The organism is Pseudomonas sp. NY15181 (genome assembly GCF_048068055.1).
GTDB lineage: Bacteria > Pseudomonadota > Gammaproteobacteria > Pseudomonadales > Pseudomonadaceae > Pseudomonas.
Genome location: NZ_JBLUPT010000012.1, coordinates 1 through 17,232, shown reverse-complemented (window position 1 = coordinate 17,232; position 17,232 = coordinate 1). Strand labels below are relative to the sequence as shown.

Annotated in this window: 14 protein-coding genes; 4 read left to right on the top strand and 10 right to left on the bottom strand. The window is 61.0% G+C overall.

The features are described 5' to 3' along the window. Nucleotides 1-433: 433 nt before the first annotated feature. From ACNFBT_RS23495 to ACNFBT_RS23480, 4 genes are read right to left on the bottom strand one after another with little or no spacing between them, the layout of a single operon-like run. Nucleotides 434-1,393, bottom strand: coding sequence for a WD40/YVTN/BNR-like repeat-containing protein (locus ACNFBT_RS23495; protein WP_331320040.1), 960 nt, complete (start codon nt 1,391-1,393; stop codon nt 434-436). A gap of 10 nt (nt 1,394-1,403) precedes the next feature. Then, entirely contained in the window at nt 1,404-3,770 is a 2,367-nt protein-coding gene (locus tag ACNFBT_RS23490; protein ID WP_331320039.1) for an efflux RND transporter permease subunit, read from the bottom strand. A 50-nt stretch (nt 3,771-3,820) separates the two neighbouring features. Then, on the bottom strand, nt 3,821-5,464 hold the full coding sequence (locus ACNFBT_RS23485; RefSeq protein ID WP_416753136.1) for a DUF1302 domain-containing protein: 1,644 nt from the start codon (nt 5,462-5,464) through the stop codon (nt 3,821-3,823). Between the two features lie 29 nt (nt 5,465-5,493). Then, nucleotides 5,494-6,918, bottom strand: a complete 1,425-nt coding sequence (locus ACNFBT_RS23480; protein ID WP_331320037.1) for a DUF1329 domain-containing protein — start codon at nt 6,916-6,918, stop codon at nt 5,494-5,496. A 451-nt stretch (nt 6,919-7,369) separates the two neighbouring features. Between ACNFBT_RS23480 and ACNFBT_RS23475 the strand changes: the two genes are divergently transcribed. Further along, nucleotides 7,370-7,987 (top strand): TetR/AcrR family transcriptional regulator, encoded by a 618-nt coding sequence (locus tag ACNFBT_RS23475; RefSeq protein WP_331320036.1) that lies wholly within the window; start codon nt 7,370-7,372, stop codon nt 7,985-7,987. Between the two features lie 80 nt (nt 7,988-8,067). Here the strand turns inward: ACNFBT_RS23475 and ACNFBT_RS23470 are convergent, their stop codons facing one another. The 4 genes from ACNFBT_RS23470 to ACNFBT_RS23455 all read right to left on the bottom strand — a co-directional run bounded on the left by ACNFBT_RS23470 (nt 8,068) and on the right by ACNFBT_RS23455 (nt 12,508). Further along, nucleotides 8,068-9,138: a phosphotransferase family protein gene (locus ACNFBT_RS23470; RefSeq protein WP_416753135.1), complete on the bottom strand. Its 1,071-nt coding sequence runs from the start codon at nt 9,136-9,138 to the stop codon at nt 8,068-8,070. Nucleotides 9,139-9,172: 34 nt separating this feature from the next. Beyond that, nucleotides 9,173-9,955 carry an SDR family NAD(P)-dependent oxidoreductase gene (locus tag ACNFBT_RS23465; RefSeq protein ID WP_331320034.1) on the bottom strand — a complete coding sequence of 261 codons (783 nt, stop codon included), beginning with the start codon at nt 9,953-9,955 and terminating at the stop codon, nt 9,173-9,175. A 164-nt stretch (nt 9,956-10,119) separates the two neighbouring features. Further along, nucleotides 10,120-12,231, bottom strand: coding sequence for a 3-hydroxyacyl-CoA dehydrogenase NAD-binding domain-containing protein (locus tag ACNFBT_RS23460; RefSeq protein WP_416753134.1), 2,112 nt, complete (start codon nt 12,229-12,231; stop codon nt 10,120-10,122). Nucleotides 12,232-12,361: 130 nt separating this feature from the next. Continuing rightward, the gene (locus tag ACNFBT_RS23455; protein ID WP_331320032.1) at nt 12,362-12,508 is read right to left on the bottom strand and encodes a hypothetical protein; all 147 of its coding nucleotides are present in this window, start codon (nt 12,506-12,508) and stop codon (nt 12,362-12,364) included. Nucleotides 12,509-12,691: 183 nt separating this feature from the next. On the opposite strand from ACNFBT_RS23455, the gene ACNFBT_RS23450 reads away from it, so the two are divergent. Continuing rightward, nucleotides 12,692-13,762: an AraC family transcriptional regulator gene (locus tag ACNFBT_RS23450; protein WP_370600885.1), complete on the top strand. Its 1,071-nt coding sequence runs from the start codon at nt 12,692-12,694 to the stop codon at nt 13,760-13,762. Beyond that, the gene (locus ACNFBT_RS23445) at nt 13,759-14,805 is read left to right on the top strand and encodes an AraC family transcriptional regulator (RefSeq protein ID WP_331320030.1); all 1,047 of its coding nucleotides are present in this window, start codon (nt 13,759-13,761) and stop codon (nt 14,803-14,805) included. The genes ACNFBT_RS23450 and ACNFBT_RS23445 overlap by 4 nt, the downstream gene beginning before the upstream one ends. Before the next feature lie 71 nt (nt 14,806-14,876). On the opposite strand, the gene ACNFBT_RS23440 is transcribed toward ACNFBT_RS23445, so the two are convergent. Together ACNFBT_RS23440 and ACNFBT_RS23435 are read right to left on the bottom strand one after the other, a co-directional pair. Then, nucleotides 14,877-15,191 carry a LysR family transcriptional regulator gene (locus ACNFBT_RS23440; RefSeq protein ID WP_331320029.1) on the bottom strand — a complete coding sequence of 105 codons (315 nt, stop codon included), beginning with the start codon at nt 15,189-15,191 and terminating at the stop codon, nt 14,877-14,879. After that, entirely contained in the window at nt 15,181-15,489 is a 309-nt protein-coding gene (locus ACNFBT_RS23435) for an antibiotic biosynthesis monooxygenase family protein (RefSeq protein WP_331320028.1), read from the bottom strand. Before ACNFBT_RS23435 ends, ACNFBT_RS23440 begins: the two co-directional genes overlap by 11 nt. Before the next feature lie 630 nt (nt 15,490-16,119). Between ACNFBT_RS23435 and ACNFBT_RS23430 the strand changes: the two genes are divergently transcribed. Beyond that, nucleotides 16,120-17,232, top strand: a 1,113-nt coding sequence (locus ACNFBT_RS23430) for an acyl-CoA dehydrogenase family protein (RefSeq protein ID WP_416753133.1), incomplete at its 3' end; no start/stop codon positions are given.

Here is a 17,232-nt window from a genome sequence, read left to right as displayed (position 1 = left end):
CTTGTCAGCCTCTCTGCGTAGCGCCAGCAGTTCGGATTGGCTCTGCTGCAACCGTTGCTCCAGCTCTCGGCGAGACGCTCGTTCAGCATCCAGTTCGCCCTGCTCGAAGGTTGCCTTCAACGGCAGAGCGAGCCGGTTTTCCAGGGCGCCCAATATTCCGCCAAGGGCGGGATGGCGGTCAGCCAGGCGCGTCCGATCTTTCTCTGCCGGCTGGCCGGCGAGCAGCGACTGAATCAGGGTGCCAACGTCATCGGCCAGTGCATCCAGCTTTCGTCCGAACAATCTACGCCTCCACTCCACGAGTCTTGCCCGCTGGCACGCGTGCTTGCCGGGCCCGCCGGGTAATGTCTCGACTTCATCGAAAATAAAAAAAGGGGCCGAAGCCCCTAAAAGGGAGCAATCCTTGGAGGCCACTGAGGACCTCGCGATGCCGTCAGGGCACAGGCACTACGCCACGCTGGGAAAACAGCGCAACGCTGCCGTCAGGCTCCAGCACCGCCGTGGTCAGCGGCGCGCCTTCGGCGGCCTTCTGCTCCTGGAAGCTATGTCCGCCATCGCTGCTACGCACCAGAAGACCATCCAGCCCTACGGCCAGCACCTGTTGGCCAGACACTACAACCCTGGTGACCGAGCCCTTGCTCTGCACCGGAATGCGCTGCCAGTCCTGTCCAAGGGCGGAGCCCTGCATCAGGGTTCCGCGCTGTCCGCCAACCAGCAGGCTGCCATCGGCCAGCACCGCTCCCGACCAGAGCGTGCCGCTATAGCCGGTATCGATGTATCGCCAGGTCCTGCCGCGATCCTCCGAAGCCAGCAGCTGTCCGTGCTCGGCGGTCGCATAGAGGGTGCCCTTGCCGTCGCTGAAGAGCCCCATCAGGTTCAGGTCCGCACGCTTGGAGCCGGGCGGCGGAGCGAGCTTCTGCTCGCTCCAGGTCTTGCCGCCATCATCCGTGGTCAGCACCAGCGACCACAGCCCCACGGCCACCCCCTGCTGGGCGTTGAAGAAATGCACGGCAAACAGCGGCCGATCAACGTCGCTGGCCATGCGCTGGATCTGCCATGACTCTCCGCCATCAGAAGTGACGAGAATCGCCCCCCAATGGCCAACCGCCCAGCCATGATCGGCATCGACGAAGGACACCCCAGTCAGGGGCGTGGACAGGGGGACAGAACGCGCCTGGCGAAAGTGCTTGCCCTGGTCGTCGGACAACAGCACTTCGCCGTGATCCCCCACAGCCACCAGGCGATTTTTCGCCCAGGTCGCGTCCAGCATGGCAGCAGCGGTGGCATAGCTCGCGGCTACCGCAGGCACCGGCTGCAGGTCTTCAGCCTGCGTGGCGGATATCGGTAGGAGTGCCCCAAACAGCACGCCGATGAATGCAATTTCGTAACGCATTGACCTCTCCTCAGTGCGCCAACGCGCCAACCATGCGCACGGAGCGCTTGCGCGGGAACACCCGCTCCAGCCAAACGGCGAATGCCGGCAGGACGGTCATGGCCATGACCATGTTGACGATGAACATGAAGGCCAAGAGCTTGCCCATGTCGGCCTGGAACTTGAGTTGCGAGAACGACCAGGTGGCGACGCCGACGGCCAGAGTGATCGCGGTGAAGATGGTCGCCACCCCGACTTCCAGCAGTGCATGTTCCACCGCCTTGACGATCGGCTGACCATTGGCCTGGTGCATCTGCAAACGGTTGTAGATGTAGAAGGCGTAATCCACCCCGATGCCTACGGCGAGAACCATCACCGGCAAGGTCGCGATGGTGAGCCCGATCTGCAATTCCTCCATGAACCAATAACCAATGAAGGTGCCAATGGTCAGAGGCAGGCAGCAGACCAGGACGGCCCTCAAATCGCGGTAAACGGTGAAGACCAGCAGCGCGATGGCGGCGTAGACGTACAGCAGCATCGGCGTTTCACTCTTCTCCACCTCTTCGTTGATTGCTGCGAGCAGGCCGGCGTTGCCGGATGCCAGGCGAATGGTGATGCCCGGCATCGGATTTTGCGTGCGGAACGCCTTGGCCGCCTCGACGACACGGTTGATGGTGGTGGCCTTGTGGTCAGCCAGGAACAGGTGTACGGCTGTCATGCTGCAGTCGGAGCGCATCAGGCCGGCGACCCTGGCGATCTCGGTCGCCATCGAGGAGTAGTTGGCCGGATCGATGGGGACCGCGTTCATCTTCGGATTGCCCTCGTTATAGCCCTCGTTGAACTGGCGCATGCTGTTGGAGAAGGAAGCCACCGACAGGACCCCGGGGACGCCCTGCATCGCCCAGACGAATCGATCCTGGTACTGACCCAGCGCTACATCTTCGCAAGCCGTGCCGCCGGCACCCTCCTTCGGTTTGTCCTCGAACACCACCGAGAACCAGTCGAGGCCAATGTCGTAGTTGGACGCGATGGCGACCGCATCGCGATTGAAGCGGGCATCCGCGCGAAGCTCAGGGGCACCGGCCTGCAAGGTTCCCACCACGCGGTCGCGGCTCTGCCAGACGGCGGCAGCGAAGACCGCAACGGCAAGGCAGAGCACCAGCTTCGCATTGCGCCATTCGGCCAACCGGGCCAGGCCATGCAGCCAGCGCGCACGACGCTCACGCGAAAGTTCCTCGGCAGCGGCGTAGGTACCCTCGACACGCAGCATCGACGCCACCAGCGGCAGCATCACCAGGTTGGTGACGATCTTGAAACCCACGCCGAGCGAGGCGGTGATCGCCAGCTCCCGCACCATCGGGATGGGGATCAGCAACAAGGTGACGAAGGAGACGAACGCCGTCACCAGTGCCAGGGTCCCCGGAATCAGCAGGCCGCTGAAGCTGGAGCGCGCGGCCTGGTCGACAGACTTGCCGCAAGCGATCTCACGCACGATGAAGTTGATCTGCTGCACACCGTGGGAAACCCCGATGGCGAACACCAGGAATGGCACCAGCACAGCCAGTGGGTCCAGGCCATAGCCCAGCAGACGGAGACTGCCGAACTGCCAGATCAGCGAGGTGAGCGAGCAGCCCAGGGCCAGCAGGGTGAAGCGCACGGAATGGCAGTACCAGTAAACGGCAGCGGCCGTCAGCAACAGCGCCAGCAGGCAGAACTCCAGTACCGAGGAGGCACCCTTGGCGATGTCGCCGATCTGCTTGGCGAAGCCGATGATCTGGATTTCGAAGTTCCCGTCCTCGAACTTCTCCCTCAGCTGCTTCTCCAGCACGTCGTTGTAGGCCACGTAATCCAGGCGCTGGCCCTTGGCGTCGTACTCCTCGAGATCGGCGGTGATCATCGCGCTGCTCTGGTCACGCGAGACCAGGGTGCCGATGAAGCCACCCTGGGTCGTCGAGTTGGCGATCTTGCCGATGGTCTTATCGTCGAGTCGCTCGGGCGTCACCGTCCCTGGAATCAACGGATCGGCTCGGAAGCCTTCCTCGGTGATCTCGTTGACAAAGGCATTGGGCGTCCACAGCGAACGTACGCTGCTTCGCGAAACGTTCGGCAGGAAGTTCACCGCCTGGGTCACGTCATACAGCCGCTGCAGCCCAGCCTTGTTCCATATCTCGCCCTTGCGGGCCTTGACCACCACAGTCAGGCGGTTGGCGCCCAACAGGTCGCCGCGATAGGTCTTGAAGGTCTCGATGTATTCGTGGCCGATGGGCAGCTGCTTCTCGAAGCCGGCGTCCATGCGCAACTGCACGGCGAACCAGCCCATGATCAAGGTGAACACTGCCAGGCACGCCAGCACCAGCCGGCGATGCCCGAACAGCCCGTTCTCGATGCGCGGGAGCATACGGCGCTCCCGCTGACCGGACAGATTTACGGATGCGTTCACATCAGACCTCACAGGGTGCGCGATACGACGAAGCCGACGTAGTCACGATCGCCCAGCAGTTGGTCGTAAGGCGTCGCGCCGCCCATGAACTTCGCGTAGTTGAACGACACCTGCCAGCTCGCAGGATTGCGCACGAAGTTCAGGTACAGGTTCATCGAGCTTGCACCGTCGGTCCAGGTCTGCGAGAGGTTCGGCGTGCGCCCGCCCAATCCGCGCGAATAGAAGACGCCCGGGGTGACCTGCCAGCCCGGCAGCAGGGTGTTCTCGTAGGTCAGGCTGTAATCCAGACTGATGCCGGAGGACGTCTTGTCACCCTTGGACGTCGGCGCCACATTCGGGTCCTTGATCCAGCTGTAGGTACCCGGCGCAGTTGGCTCGCCGTCGTACTCGTCGTTCAGGCCCGGGTAGTGAACCACCACCAGCTCGCTCACCAAGGTCCCGGTACTGGCGCCGGTAAGCTCGAGCCAGCGCGAAGAGTTCTGCGGGGTCTGGCTGTACAGTCCGGTCAGGTGCCACTGGAACTTCTTCTCGTCCTTCCAGCACTTGCCGCTGCTGCCCTGGCAATAATCGATGTAGGGGTTGAGGGTGACGGCATCTTTCGGGCGATAGGAAAGCTCCGTGCCCACGGCCCAGTCTCCAACCGGCAGGTTGGCGCTGACACCATAGAGCATGCGGTCCTCAGGGTATTGCCACTCCTGCAGCGCAGCACCGGTGTTCGGGTCGAACTGGAGATCGAGGGCTGGCAACTTGTCGTGATAACGCATCACGTAGGCGCCCAGGTTCAGGTCGCTGTCACGCGGTTGCCAGTGCACGGCGATCCCCCACTGGCCGCTGTTGCGTGCGTTCTTGCTGTGCAGCCCGTAGGCCTGCATGCCGTCGCCCAGTCCGTTGGTGGTCGACCAGTAGCTTCCCACCGGTGGGACTTCGCTCTTGTTCCAGTCGAACTGGTAATAGGTCTCGACGTTGACACCGCCCCCCACGCCGGAGGCGAGGCTGAGCATGGGCGCGGGCAACACCGCTTCCTTGAGTTGAGTACCGGGGCGCATCAGTGCCGCGATGTCGTAGGCGTTGGTGTTGTTGATCCCGCCCAGAGTGAAGATGCTTTCGCCCCAGTTGATGACCTGGTTACCCAGGCGGGCACGCACACGCTGCTCGCCGACATCGAAGCTCTTGCTCACCCACAGATCGAGCAGGCGCGCCTTGAAGCTAAGGTCGTCATGGGCATTATCGGTGAGGCCGTTCTTGTGAACGTCCGGCGGCGAACCGTAGCTCAGGGCGCCCGTCGTGTCGGTCGCGGCAAAGTCGCGGATCCAGCTGCCACGCGCCATGAAGGTGTAGTCGTCGGGAAATTTCAGCAGGAGCTCGTGGGTGCCCTTGATGTAGTTGGTGAACAGATCGCCCTTGTCGTAGTTGAGGTCGCCCTGGTCGCCGAAACCGGCAGCCGGGGACTGGCAGCCGCTGGGCGGATGGTGCCCGGTAGCGCCAGCGGTGATCAGATCGCAGTCCTGTGATTCAGTACGGACGGCCATGCCGGCCGCGATGGTGGAGTCGAAGGACCCACGAACATTCTCCGTCTCGAAGGTGAACGCCATGGCCAGCGGAGCGCTGCACGCGAGGGCAAGCCCTGCGGATTTCGTAATTATTCTTTTCATGTTGGCTCTCGATCGACATCGACTACGGGTTAACGCTCGCTGATCGAGCGCAGGTTGTCGGAGGTGTAGAAGTCCGGCTTCAGGCGCGGATTGCCGGCGCTCTCGGTCAGCCAGCGATGGTCATCCTTGCCCGCCCCGATGGAGGTCATGTCGTAGGCATAACGGCCATCGATCATGTTGAACTGCACAGAGGCCGCCATGTCGCAGCTGCCGGTCTCGTAGACCGGAATCGTAAAGCCTTCGCGGACTTTCCAAATCTGGCCCTGCTTGTCGTAGTCAACCGCCATCAGACCGTTCCAGCTGTCCTCATCGACGTAGAACAGGCGCTTGGGCTCCTGATGGCGCATGCCGTCGCGGACAGTTGCCTCAACCACCCACACGCGATGCAGCTCGTAACGGCGGTATTCGGGGGCGATGTAGTCGCGCTTGGCGACATCCTCGAGCTTGGCCGAGGTGTCATAGGCGCCGAAGGCGTTGTAGGGAACCAGCATTTCCTTCTTGCCCAGCAGCTTCCAGTCGAAGCGATCGAGCGGACCGTAGAAGATGTTCGTTTCGTCCACGGTGTATTGGTTGTCCAGGCCGATCTGCGGGGCGTCGTAGGAGTACGCCGGCATACGACGCACGCGGCGCTGACCAGGGAAGTAGTAGTAAGTGGTCGCTTCCTCGCCTGCCTTGCTGATGGACACCGCCGCTTGGCCGGCGAAGGAGGCGGGTTCGTTGTAGGCGAAGAAGGTGCCAACTTCGACTTGGCCGGTCGATGCGAAGGACGCACTCCCCTTGCCACCCCAAGGCATGAACATGAACATGTCGATCGAGGTGTGCAGCCAGTCCTCGCTGCCGCGGCGCGGCGAGATGCCGGCCGTGTCCTTAGGCATGGACAACCCCACGCCCCGGTAGCGCATCTTCATGTTCCACATGACTTCGGCACCAGTTGTCGGCATGGGGAACGGCACGCCCGGCAGGCTGGCTTCCTGGAGCACCAGACCGGAACCATCCAGCGTGGCGGACCCGACGTTCTTGCGCGTGTTCTGCTCGACGAAGTCCGGGGCACCGCAGCTTCGACGAGTCGGGTACACATCCATGCGATAGCCGGGAATCTTCTTGAACAACTCCAACTGCCCAGGGGAAAGCTTGCTCTCGTACTGGGAAACATTGCTCGCCGTGATGCTGTACAGCGGCTTGTCGCTCTTGAACTTCCAATGCTGGCCACGCACCTGGCCATAGCTCCAGTCACCACCCTGCGGCCCCGGCGGCGTCCAGGCGGGAATGCTGCCATCGGCGTTGGCCGCAACTTCGCCACCCAACGGGGTCAGCTTGGTGCCCAGCAACGCGGCGTCCTTGTCCGCAGCATGAACCGAACAGATGGCAGCCGAGGCCACCACTGCCGCGATCAGACTTCTGACTTCAATACCGCTCGATTTACCCGCAGTTGCACGCTGAAACACGCTTTTCATTGGAAAGTCCTCATGAGCCTCAACCGGTGGCGAGCACTTCCCGAGGGGACACATCGGACAGCGGCACGCACCTAATCAAACGACTTGATCACTTGACCAAGTCACATGACCAAAGCAAGCCATGTGCCAACCCCTTGAATTCTATATATCTCCTTTTATTTCAAAGTCTTAGATAAAAACAAAATCTTACTTCCGCTACCGTTACACCCAGGCTCGCACCACGATGCGACAGCTCTGCGCACCAACATGTGAATTAACGGAACACTTGTTACCGAAATAACTGCTAACAGATTGGCTCCCAACCCGGTACCCGCACTTGCGATGGGAGACGCGTGTCAGGGCGCCGTCTTTTGGCCCATGACGATTGCGACAGGCATGATGTAGCATCCGCCGCGTCGGAACCGTGAGCCGTAATGGACGGCATGGTCGACATCAAGGAGATTGCTTAGTTATGGCCAGAATGGGCGCGGATCTGCGCAGACAGGATTTCGTCGAAGCGACTGTGAAGGTGATTGCGGAGCACGGGGTCGCGAACGCTACAACCCGTCGAATCGCTGCTGCCGCAGGCTGCCCCCTCGCCTCGCTGCACTACTTGTTTCACACCAAGGAAGATCTGTTCTATGCAGTCTTCGAAGTGCTCTTCAGCCTTCCTCAGCAAGCCTTGGAGCATGCCCCTATCGGCACCACGGAGGTAGAAGCAGCGGCAGGGTTGCTGCGCAATCTGGTCCACTGGTTCATCGCCCATCCGGACTCCGCAGCGGCGCAGTACGATCTCTTCAATTGGGCAAATCGCAATGCCCCTGAGATGGCAGCAAAGATATATTCAGAGGCCCTCGAAGCCACGGAGAAAGCCATAACACGTTCTGATGGCGGAGCGGTCGATAAGGCGGACCTGGACGCTGTCTGCAAATTGCTTGTCCAACTGCTCGACGGCCTGGTCATTGCCTGGACTGCCCATCGAAGCGATGACCGTCTGCGCGAGGAAACCGAGACAGCTTGCGAAGCGCTGACCCTCTTTGTCAGCAGCAAGCTCACACGGAAAAAAACCGTCCGCCGTGCGGCCAACTAACGCAGCTTTCTTGCCAGGGGCAAACCTGACGAAAATGAGGGGACCTGTCGGTCCCCTTCGCGTTTTTGCTAACAGCAAAACTACAACGACGATTGCTCGATCACACCCAAGCTCACCTGCTCCAGCAGCCGGTTCATCTGGATGAATTGAGCGAAACGCGGGTCCTGCGTCTGGCCGTGGAAGAAGCGGTAGTAGATCTGCTGAACAATGCCGGCGAGGCGGAACAGGCCGTAGGTGTAGTAGAAGTCCAAGTTCCTGATCGGCGGCAGACCAGCGCGTTCGGCATAGTAATCGGCGAAGGCCTGGCGGCTCAGCATGCCCGGCAGATGGCTGGGCTGGCGGCGGATCAGCTGCATGGATTCAGGATCACCTGCCTCGATCCAGTAGGCCAACGTGTTGCCGAGGTCCATCAGCGGATCGCCCAGGGTGGTCAGCTCCCAGTCGAGCACACCGACGATCCGCATCGGGTCACTCGGGTCGAGGATGACATTGTCGAAGCGGTAGTCATTGTGGACGATGGCAGGCTTGTGATGATCGGCCGGCATCTTCTCGCGAAGCCAGACTTTGACTTGCTCCCAGGCTGGCGCGTCAGGTGTCAGGGCTTTTTCGTAGCGATCGATCCAACCGCTGATCTGACGTTGCACATAGCCTTCAGGCTTACCAAGATCGCCCAGACCGCAGGCCTGGTAATCGACGTTGTGAAGCTCGACCAGACGGTCAATGAAGTTCCTGCACAACCTGTTGGTCTGCTGCTCGTCGAGGCTGAGCTCAGGGGGCAGTTCGGCGCGCAGGATGAGACCCTTGACCCGCTCCATCACATAGAACTCGGCGCCGATCACCGACTCATCGGTACAGTGCAGGTAGGCTTCGGGGCAGTAGGGAAAACCCGCATTGAGCCGGTCGAGGATACGGAATTCGCGCCCCATATCGTGTGCCGACTTGACCTTGCGACCGAACGGCGGACGGCGCAGCACCAGCTCGTGACTGGGATACTCCAGCAGATAGGTCAGGTTCGAGGCGCCACCGGGAAACTGGCTGATACGTGGAGTACCGGAAAGCCCCGAAATGCTCGCCTTGAGGTAGGGGTCGATGCGGGCGATGTCCAGTTCCTCGCCCTGGCGGGTCCCTACGGTTTGATCTGTCAGAGTCATGCTTTTCCCTTTGTGTTCATGGGTTCTCGCCGATTCACAGGCTGCTGAGCAAATGGCCGCCATCCACCGCCAGAACGCTGCCGGTCATGAAGGAGCCGGCTTCGCTGGCCAGCAGCAGGAACGGCCCCTCCAGTTCGCTCAACTCGCCCAGTCGGCGCATGGGAACCAATTGGCGGATGTAGTCCACGCCCTTCTCGCTGTCGAAGAACGCTTCGTTCATTTCGGTTCTGAAATAGCCGGGAGCGATGGCATTCACGCGGATCTGGAAGCGTGCGAGCTCCAGCGCCAGCGACTTGGTCAGCTGCACAACGCCAGCCTTGGCGGCGCAGTAGTGGCTGTACCCCGTCCCGACGCGCAATCCGAGAATCGACGCGACGTTGACGATACTGCCGCCCTTCCCTGCCTTCACCAGGCGCTGCGCGGCAACCTGGGCGACACGCCAGACGCCATCGAGGTTGGTGGACAGCATTGCACGCCAGTCTTCCTCGCTGATCTCCAACGGCCGCTTGCCATTGCCGATCCCCGCGTTGTTGAGCACCACATCGATAACGCCAAAATGCGCCTCCGCGGCATCGAACACTGCTTCAACGCTGTCGCGGCTGGTGACGTCCATGGCCACCGCCAGCGCCTGGTCACCGTCCCATTCGATATCCATGGACAGTTGCTCAAGACGCTCAACACGACGCGCAGCCAGGACGACCCGAGCGCCGGCACTCGCGGCAACCTTTGCCAGGTGTGCACCGATTCCGCTGGAGGCGCCTGTGATCAGCACAGTGCGCCCGGCGAGGGAAAAACTCTGGTTCGTACTCTCTTCCATTGACGTCTCTCGAAGGCTTCAAAGGACCGCTGTCACCGGCAATAGGAGACTCCCGTGACGCTTTGGTCCTGGCTCTGCAGAAGGATTCCCTGTCGCTTCGGGAAAAGACCGGAACGAGGGATGCGTGGTCCCACCGCCCGGCTCCCCGAAGCGCAAGGGAATGCTCAGAATCTCTCGATCCGGGTTTTACCGGCGGCAACCAGGCGTTCCAGCAGTGGCGCGGGTTGGAACCACATTTGGCCGTAGGCGCCCAGCTCGCTGCGATAGCGCTGGATGCTCGCCAATACCCGCTCCAACCCAAGCTGCTCGGCGTAATACATCGGCCCGCCAAGATGCGCCGGGAAGCCGTAGCCATTGATCCATACCAGATCGATGTCACTGGCTCGCAGGGCGATACCCTCGTCCAGCAACTGGATGCCTTCGTTGATCAGCATGAAGAGACAGCGATCATGAATCTCCTCATCGCTGACAGCACGACGCGAAATATTCAGCTCCTGGGACAGACGCTCAGCCAAGGCGACCACTTCGGGATCCTCATGCCGCTCCCGTCCCTCATAGCGATAGAACCCGCGACCGCTTTTCTGGCCATGGCGCTTCAACACCGTGAGCTCGTCGCCGATCCGGCAGTAGCTCTCGTCATGAGCAGTGGCGGCCTGATTGGCCTGGCGGATCAGGTAAAGCACGTCGACGCCGGCGAGGTCCTGCATGCTGAAAATCCCCATGTTCAGCCCCACCTCGGTCAACACCTTGTCCACCTGCGCGGGCGTGGCGCCCTCGAGAAGCAGACGTTGTGCCTCACGGGAATAAGGCTCAAGCATGCGGTTGCCGATGAAGCCGAAGCAGACCCCGGAAACCACCGCCAGCTTGCCGATACGCTTGGCGATCGCCATGGTCGTGGCGAGCACATCGGGCGCAGTCGCCTTGCCACGCACCACCTCCAGCAGGCGCATGACGTTCGCCGGGCTGAAGAAGTGCAGACCGATCACGTCCTGCGGGCGGGAAACCGACATGGCAATCGCATCGACATCCAGCGAAGAGGTGTTCGTAGCCAGGATGGCGCCCGGCTTGCACACCTGATCCAGGGTGCGGAACACCTGTTCCTTGATCTCCATCTTCTCGAACACCGCCTCGATCACCAGATCGGCATCGGCCAGCTCGGCGTAATCAAGCGTACCGTGCAGCAGCTCCATCCGTGCTTCGACCTGGTCGGCGCTCAGCTTCCCGCGTTTGACGCTGATCTCGTAGTTCTTGCGAATCATCGTCAGGCCACGATCAAGCGCGGCGCCCTGCTGCTCCAACAGCATCACCGGGATACCGGCATTGACGAAATTCATTGCGATACCGCCGCCCATGGTGCCAGCACCAATGACGGCAACTCTACGGATGCTGCGTAGCGGAAGGTCAGGAGCTATGTTCGGAATGCGGCCGGCCTCGCGTTCCGCAAAGAACACATGGCGCAGAGCCTGCGACTGCGAAGATGCTTCGGCCTGCTTGAACAGGCTCAGCTCGCGAGCAAGCCCTTCCCTGAGCGGAAGCAGGCAAGCTGCCTCCACTGCCGCCAGCACAAGGCGCGGAGCCAGGCGATTCTTCCAGAGCGATTCCTGACGCTCTCGGAAGGAAGCAAAGAAGCCGTCAGGCAAATCCTCGGCGGGCCTCGGACAATGCTCTGGCGGTAGTGCTGGAGCAGACATCGCGATCAATTCCCGGGCATAGGTTTCCGCCTCGTCGAGCAAATCTTCCGCATCGCTTGCCAGGCGATCCAGAATCCCAAGCAAACGTGCGCGTTCCGCGTCGATCTGTTCGCCCGAAAGAATCAGATTCAACGCTGACTCGGCGCCAATCAGCCGCGGAAGGCGCTGGGTGCCTCCGGCCCCCGGCAGCAATCCAAGATTGATTTCCGGCAGCCCGACGCGCGTCCCCGGCTCGCCGACCCGATAGCCGCAGGCGAGCGCCAGCTCAAGCCCGCCGCCCAGGGCCAGCTTGCCGATGGCGGCGATCACCGGTTTGTCGATCTCGCTGATGTGCATCAGGGTGTCGGGCAGGCTCGGCTCGGCGAAGGCCGCATCGGTACCGAACTCCGCGATATCCGCCCCTGCGCAGAACAAGCCATCTGCGCCATGGAGGATGATCGCCTTCACTTCGGCATCTGCAGAAGCACGCTCACAAGCCGAGAGAATGGCCGCGCGCAGACGTTGGCTGAGGGCGTTGACGGGGGCTCGGCAGAGGCCAACGAAGGCCACGCCGTCTTCGAGGCGGTACTGGATCAATTCGCTCATGGATAGAGGTCCTACTTATTGCGCTGGCAGGCTCAACCATTCGTAGCGCCCATGCAGATCATGGACGCTCTCGCTCAGAGGAATGGAAGCCGGCCCGGAATGCAGCTGATGACGATCGGATTTGACGCTTTCAGAAGCGGCCGAATATCTGGCCAATGCTCACAATCGGATGTGCTGTCGGCTGGTGGGCAACGACGAGCAGGATCGGCGATTGGATGGAGTGAATAGCGCCAGCGGCCAAGGCAACGGCCAGGCAGGCGAAAAGAACTCGACGCATTGACAACCTCCAGCATTCGCGAGGTGCGGATGCAGGTTTCTTGTTATTGGCAAAGTCGATTCTGCTGGGCGGGCAGTGGAAAAGCTTTGCAGATGACGCCACAAAAAAGTCAATCCATGACAACATCACTCATCGGATTTCACCGGCAGAAAATACGGCTGCCGCCTAATTCAGGTACTGGCGATGACCTCCTTCGTGCGCGGTATTGCCCTTCTCGGGCTCGACCCATTCCTCACCGCTCAGGGACTCGATCCCCGCCTGATGCTGGAACTGGCCGGCCTCCCCGTCGACGCCCGGGATGGCCTGATACCGGGCACCCGCTTCAATGCCTTGCTGGAGGTCTGCGCCGAGCGCTCCGGCAACCCGCTGTTCGGGCTGCAATACGGCCTTAGCCAGGGCGCCCAGGGACTGGGGGACCTGGCCTACGTGATACGCAGCACCGGCTCGGTCGGGGAGGCTCTCAACGCCTTGGTGCGATGCCTGCATACCCATAGCGATGGCGCCGAAATCCGTCTCGAAAATCGCGAGGGCGTCACTCACTTCCTCTACGACGTAACGGACGACGACATCACCTCGGCAAGGCAAACCGTCGAGTTGGCCATTGGCATGGGCGCGCGGATCATGCAGAGCCTGCTGGGCAACAGCTGGAAACCGGCCGGGCTGCTGTTGCGTCATTCAGCAGGAGGACATTCAGGCGCGTATCGGAGCCTGCTCGGGGTCACTCCACGATTTGATTGCCCGATGAACGCCTGGCTCTTCGATGCTTCGCTGCTGGAGGTCAAACTGGATGCCACGGACGAGCGCTTCCATCAATTGATGCAACAGCACATCGATGAACTGTCGCGGATCACCTTGGCGGAAGTTCCGGCCTATGTGCAGAAGCTTCTGCGAAACCAGCTGCCTACAGGCCAACTGACCCTGGAGCGGATCGCCGAGCACATGCTGATCAGCCCGCGTACGCTACAACGCTATCTGCGGGCTGAAGGTACAGGTTTCCAGGAGCTACTCGATAAGACCCGCAAATCCATGGCGACGCGCTATCTCTGCGACTCATCCGTCAACCTGACTCGGCTTGCAGAGCTGCTTGGCTATGCAGACCTGAGTGCATTTTCCCGAGCATTTGACCGTTGGTATGGCGTCGGCCCACAGCAATGGCGACAACTGTATCGACAGGGCCGGCAGCCAATGGATCTCGGCGCGGACTACTCCCCTGCCACCGCTCGCCAGCCTAAATCGCCGGGCATCCAGTCATGAACCCCAACCCATTCATTCGCGCTATCGGCCTTACTGGCTTCGAAGAGTTTGCTAACGCCCAGGGCATCAGCGCGAAGGGATTGCTGCGCGACGTATCGCTCCCGGAAAGCCTCCTGAGTCGCCCGGAAGGAATCCTGTCCTACCGCCGCTACTGCGCCCTTCTCGAACTATGCCGGCAACGTTCGGGGAACCCTCTGTTCGGCCTGGAATTTGGGCTGCATCAGGGCATAAACGTATTCGGTGAACTGCTCTTCCTGATCCGCAACTGCGAGACGGTAGGCGATGCGCTTTACGAACTGGGCAATTACTTCGCGCTGTACAACGGAGCAGCGGAAATTGTGCTGAGAGTGGATGGCGACCTCGTAACCCTCGACCATCACGTCAAGGAACGCCACATGCCTGGCCTGGATCAGGCTGAAGAGTTGGCCTGCGGGGTCGCGCTTGAGCTCATGCGCGCGTTGGTGGGCAAGGACTGGCAACCACGAGCGGTGCTGCTCCGGCACTGCCCTCTCGGCGACCTTTCCAGCTATCTGCGGCAGCTTGATATTGCGCCAACCTTCGATAGCAACGTCGCTGGCATTCAGTTTGATACTTCAGTGCTTTCCGTCGCACTGAATGCAGCCAACGAGCACCTCCATCACCTGCTCGCAGAACACATCCGCCGAATGGAACGTCTGGCTACCGGTGAACTACCCAATTACATCCGGCAGCTACTGCGAGATTTACTACCTGGTGGGCAGGCCACTGTTGAGAAGGTTGCCGACTGCATGATCCTCACTCCACGAACGCTACAACGTCGCCTGGCCCAGGAAGGAATCACGTTCCAGCAGATACTCGACGATACACGTCAGACAATGGCACGCAGCTATCTGGAGAACCCTATCCTGAGCGTGGCGCAGATCGCAGAGCTACTCGGGTACGCAGATTCCAGCGCTTTTTCCCGGGCCTTCCACCGCTGGTTCGGGACGACACCGCTTGAATGGCAGCGGCAGCACTGCACAAAACGTCAGCCGCTTCTGCTGCAAAAGCGCAGAAAGAGTTAGCGGAATCTTCTGCGCAGGGCTCTTTCAAACCAACCGATTGGAGCCCGCGAGAGCTGGCACAGCTAACTGATTCATGCCCTGCCTGAATCGGGGCTGCTTGAGCGCAGATACTCAGGCGTCAGTACGCCCTGCAGCCTATGCATCGCAGGCTCCAGCAGTTCTGCCATCCGCGTCGCCAACGGCGTTGCCTCCAGGTACCGACAGCGTGGCAAAAATAGCGGGTCAGAAAATTTGCACCGCAGCTTTCGAAGCGAATTGCTGATCGCGGGCTGAGTGACGCTCAGCATTTGTGCGGCGCGAGAAACGCTCTTCTCCCGGTACACGACCATAAAGGTCACCAGCGAATTCAGATCGACCTCACGCAAGACCTGCTCATCAAAGCGCATTAGTCCCATCTCCATTGCGGGTGGAAAACTGCAGGGCTCTGCTGGATTTGGCGAGCAGCTGAATCAGATCGTTCAAATCACGACAGCCCAAATGATTCTCCATGTCTTCCTCACTGGACCACTGGCTCTGCAGTATCCAGAGGTCGGGCCGCTCATGGCTTCGAGTAAAGCGATACTCAAGGCACCCTCTTGCGGCGCGCAGTCGACTCAGGCGCGGACGAATGCTGCTTTCCAGAGGTAGATCCTTAATCGATGAAATTTGGACTTCCAGGGTACCGACCACTTTCTTCTGCAACATGATCTCAGCCTCGAACGTGCGACTTCAAAGAGCCCCGACACTGTTGAAACGCATCCTTTACGCGGATTCCTAGAGCCAGCCTCATGCTGGCGGAACCAGGGCAGAGCTATCCGAACGGCACTCGTATCGTTTGCGACGCAGGCGTGTCGATCAGGATCTCACCGGCATTTCGGATTACCGGACCCGGTGAGATAATGATCCATTTAAGATTCATATGAGTCAATAGTGTCTCATAAAAGACCATTAAGGACCGACCAGCGGCAACCCCGCTGAAACTGTCTCACTGAGGCGACAAGCTCGACGGGCTGGCTCAAGCCAAGGCTGTAAATCGCTGGTGCTGAATGGACTGGCGGAACATTTATCTGTTGCGAAAGGGTGATGCCTAAGCGGCCCCGGCTGCCCACACCGATGTTGCGGCACGCGCTCTGGGCTTCCGGTCCTGAGTTGCAAAAAATGACATTCGATTGAGGCATTTTCGGCATAGGCCTCCAGCTGCCACCTCCCTAGACTTGACTTCACCCAAGCGCGCAAGGCTTCACAGCGATCTGCGCGTGTACGCGATCCGTAGGCGCGAGATTCAGTGAATAACGCGGGGCGCTTTTCGCGTCCCTTCTGTACGAGTGGATAACAATGTCTGACTACAAAGCTCCCCTGCGTGACATGCAATTCGTCCTCAATGAGGTCTTCGACGTTGCCAAGCTCTGGGCAGAACTGCCGGCGCTGGCCGAGACCGTCGATGCCGAGACCGCCAGCGCGATCCTCGAAGAGGCGGGCAAGGTCACCGGCGGCGTGATCGCCCCGCTGAACCGCAGCGGCGACGAGGAAGGCTGCAGCTGGAGCGCCGAAGGCGTGAAGACCCCGGCTGGCTTCCCCGAGGCCTACCGCACCTACGCCGAAGGCGGCTGGGTGGGCGTGGGCGGCGCGCCGGAATTCGGCGGCATGGGCATGCCCAAGGTGATCGGCGCCCAGGTCGAGGAAATGGTCAACTCGGCCAACCTGTCCTTCGGCCTGTACCCGATGCTGACCGCTGGCGCCTGCCTGTCGCTGCTCAACCACGCCAGCGAAGAACTGAAAGCCAAGTTCCTGCCGAACATGTACGCCGGCACCTGGGCGGGCTCCATGTGCCTGACCGAGCCGCACGCCGGTACCGACCTGGGCATGATCCGCACCAAGGCCGAACCGCAGGCCGACGGCATCTTCAAGATTTCCGGCACCAAGATCTTCATCACCGGCGGCGAGCACGACCTGACCGAGAACATCATCCACCTGGTGCTGGCCAAGCTGCCCGACGCGCCAGCCGGCTCCAAGGGCATCTCGCTGTTCCTGGTGCCGAAGGTGATGGTCAACGCGGACGGCTCCCTGGGCGAGCGCAATGCCGTGTCCTGTGGCTCCATCGAGCACAAGATGGGCATCAAGGCGTCGGCCACCTGCGTGATGAACTTCGACGGCGCCACCGGCTGGATCGTCGATGCGCCGAACAAGGGCCTGGCCGCCATGTTCACCATGATGAACTACGAGCGCCTGGGCGTGGGCATCCAGGGCCTGGCCACCGGCGAGCGCTCCTACCAGAGCGCCGTGGAATACGCCCGCGAGCGTATCCAGAGCCGCGCGCCGACCGGCCCGGTGGCGCAAGACAAGGCCGCCGACCCGATCATCGTGCACCCGGACGTGCGTCGCATGCTGCTGACCATGAAGGCGCTGAACGAAGGCGGTCGCGCCTTCTCCAGCTACGTCGCCATGCAA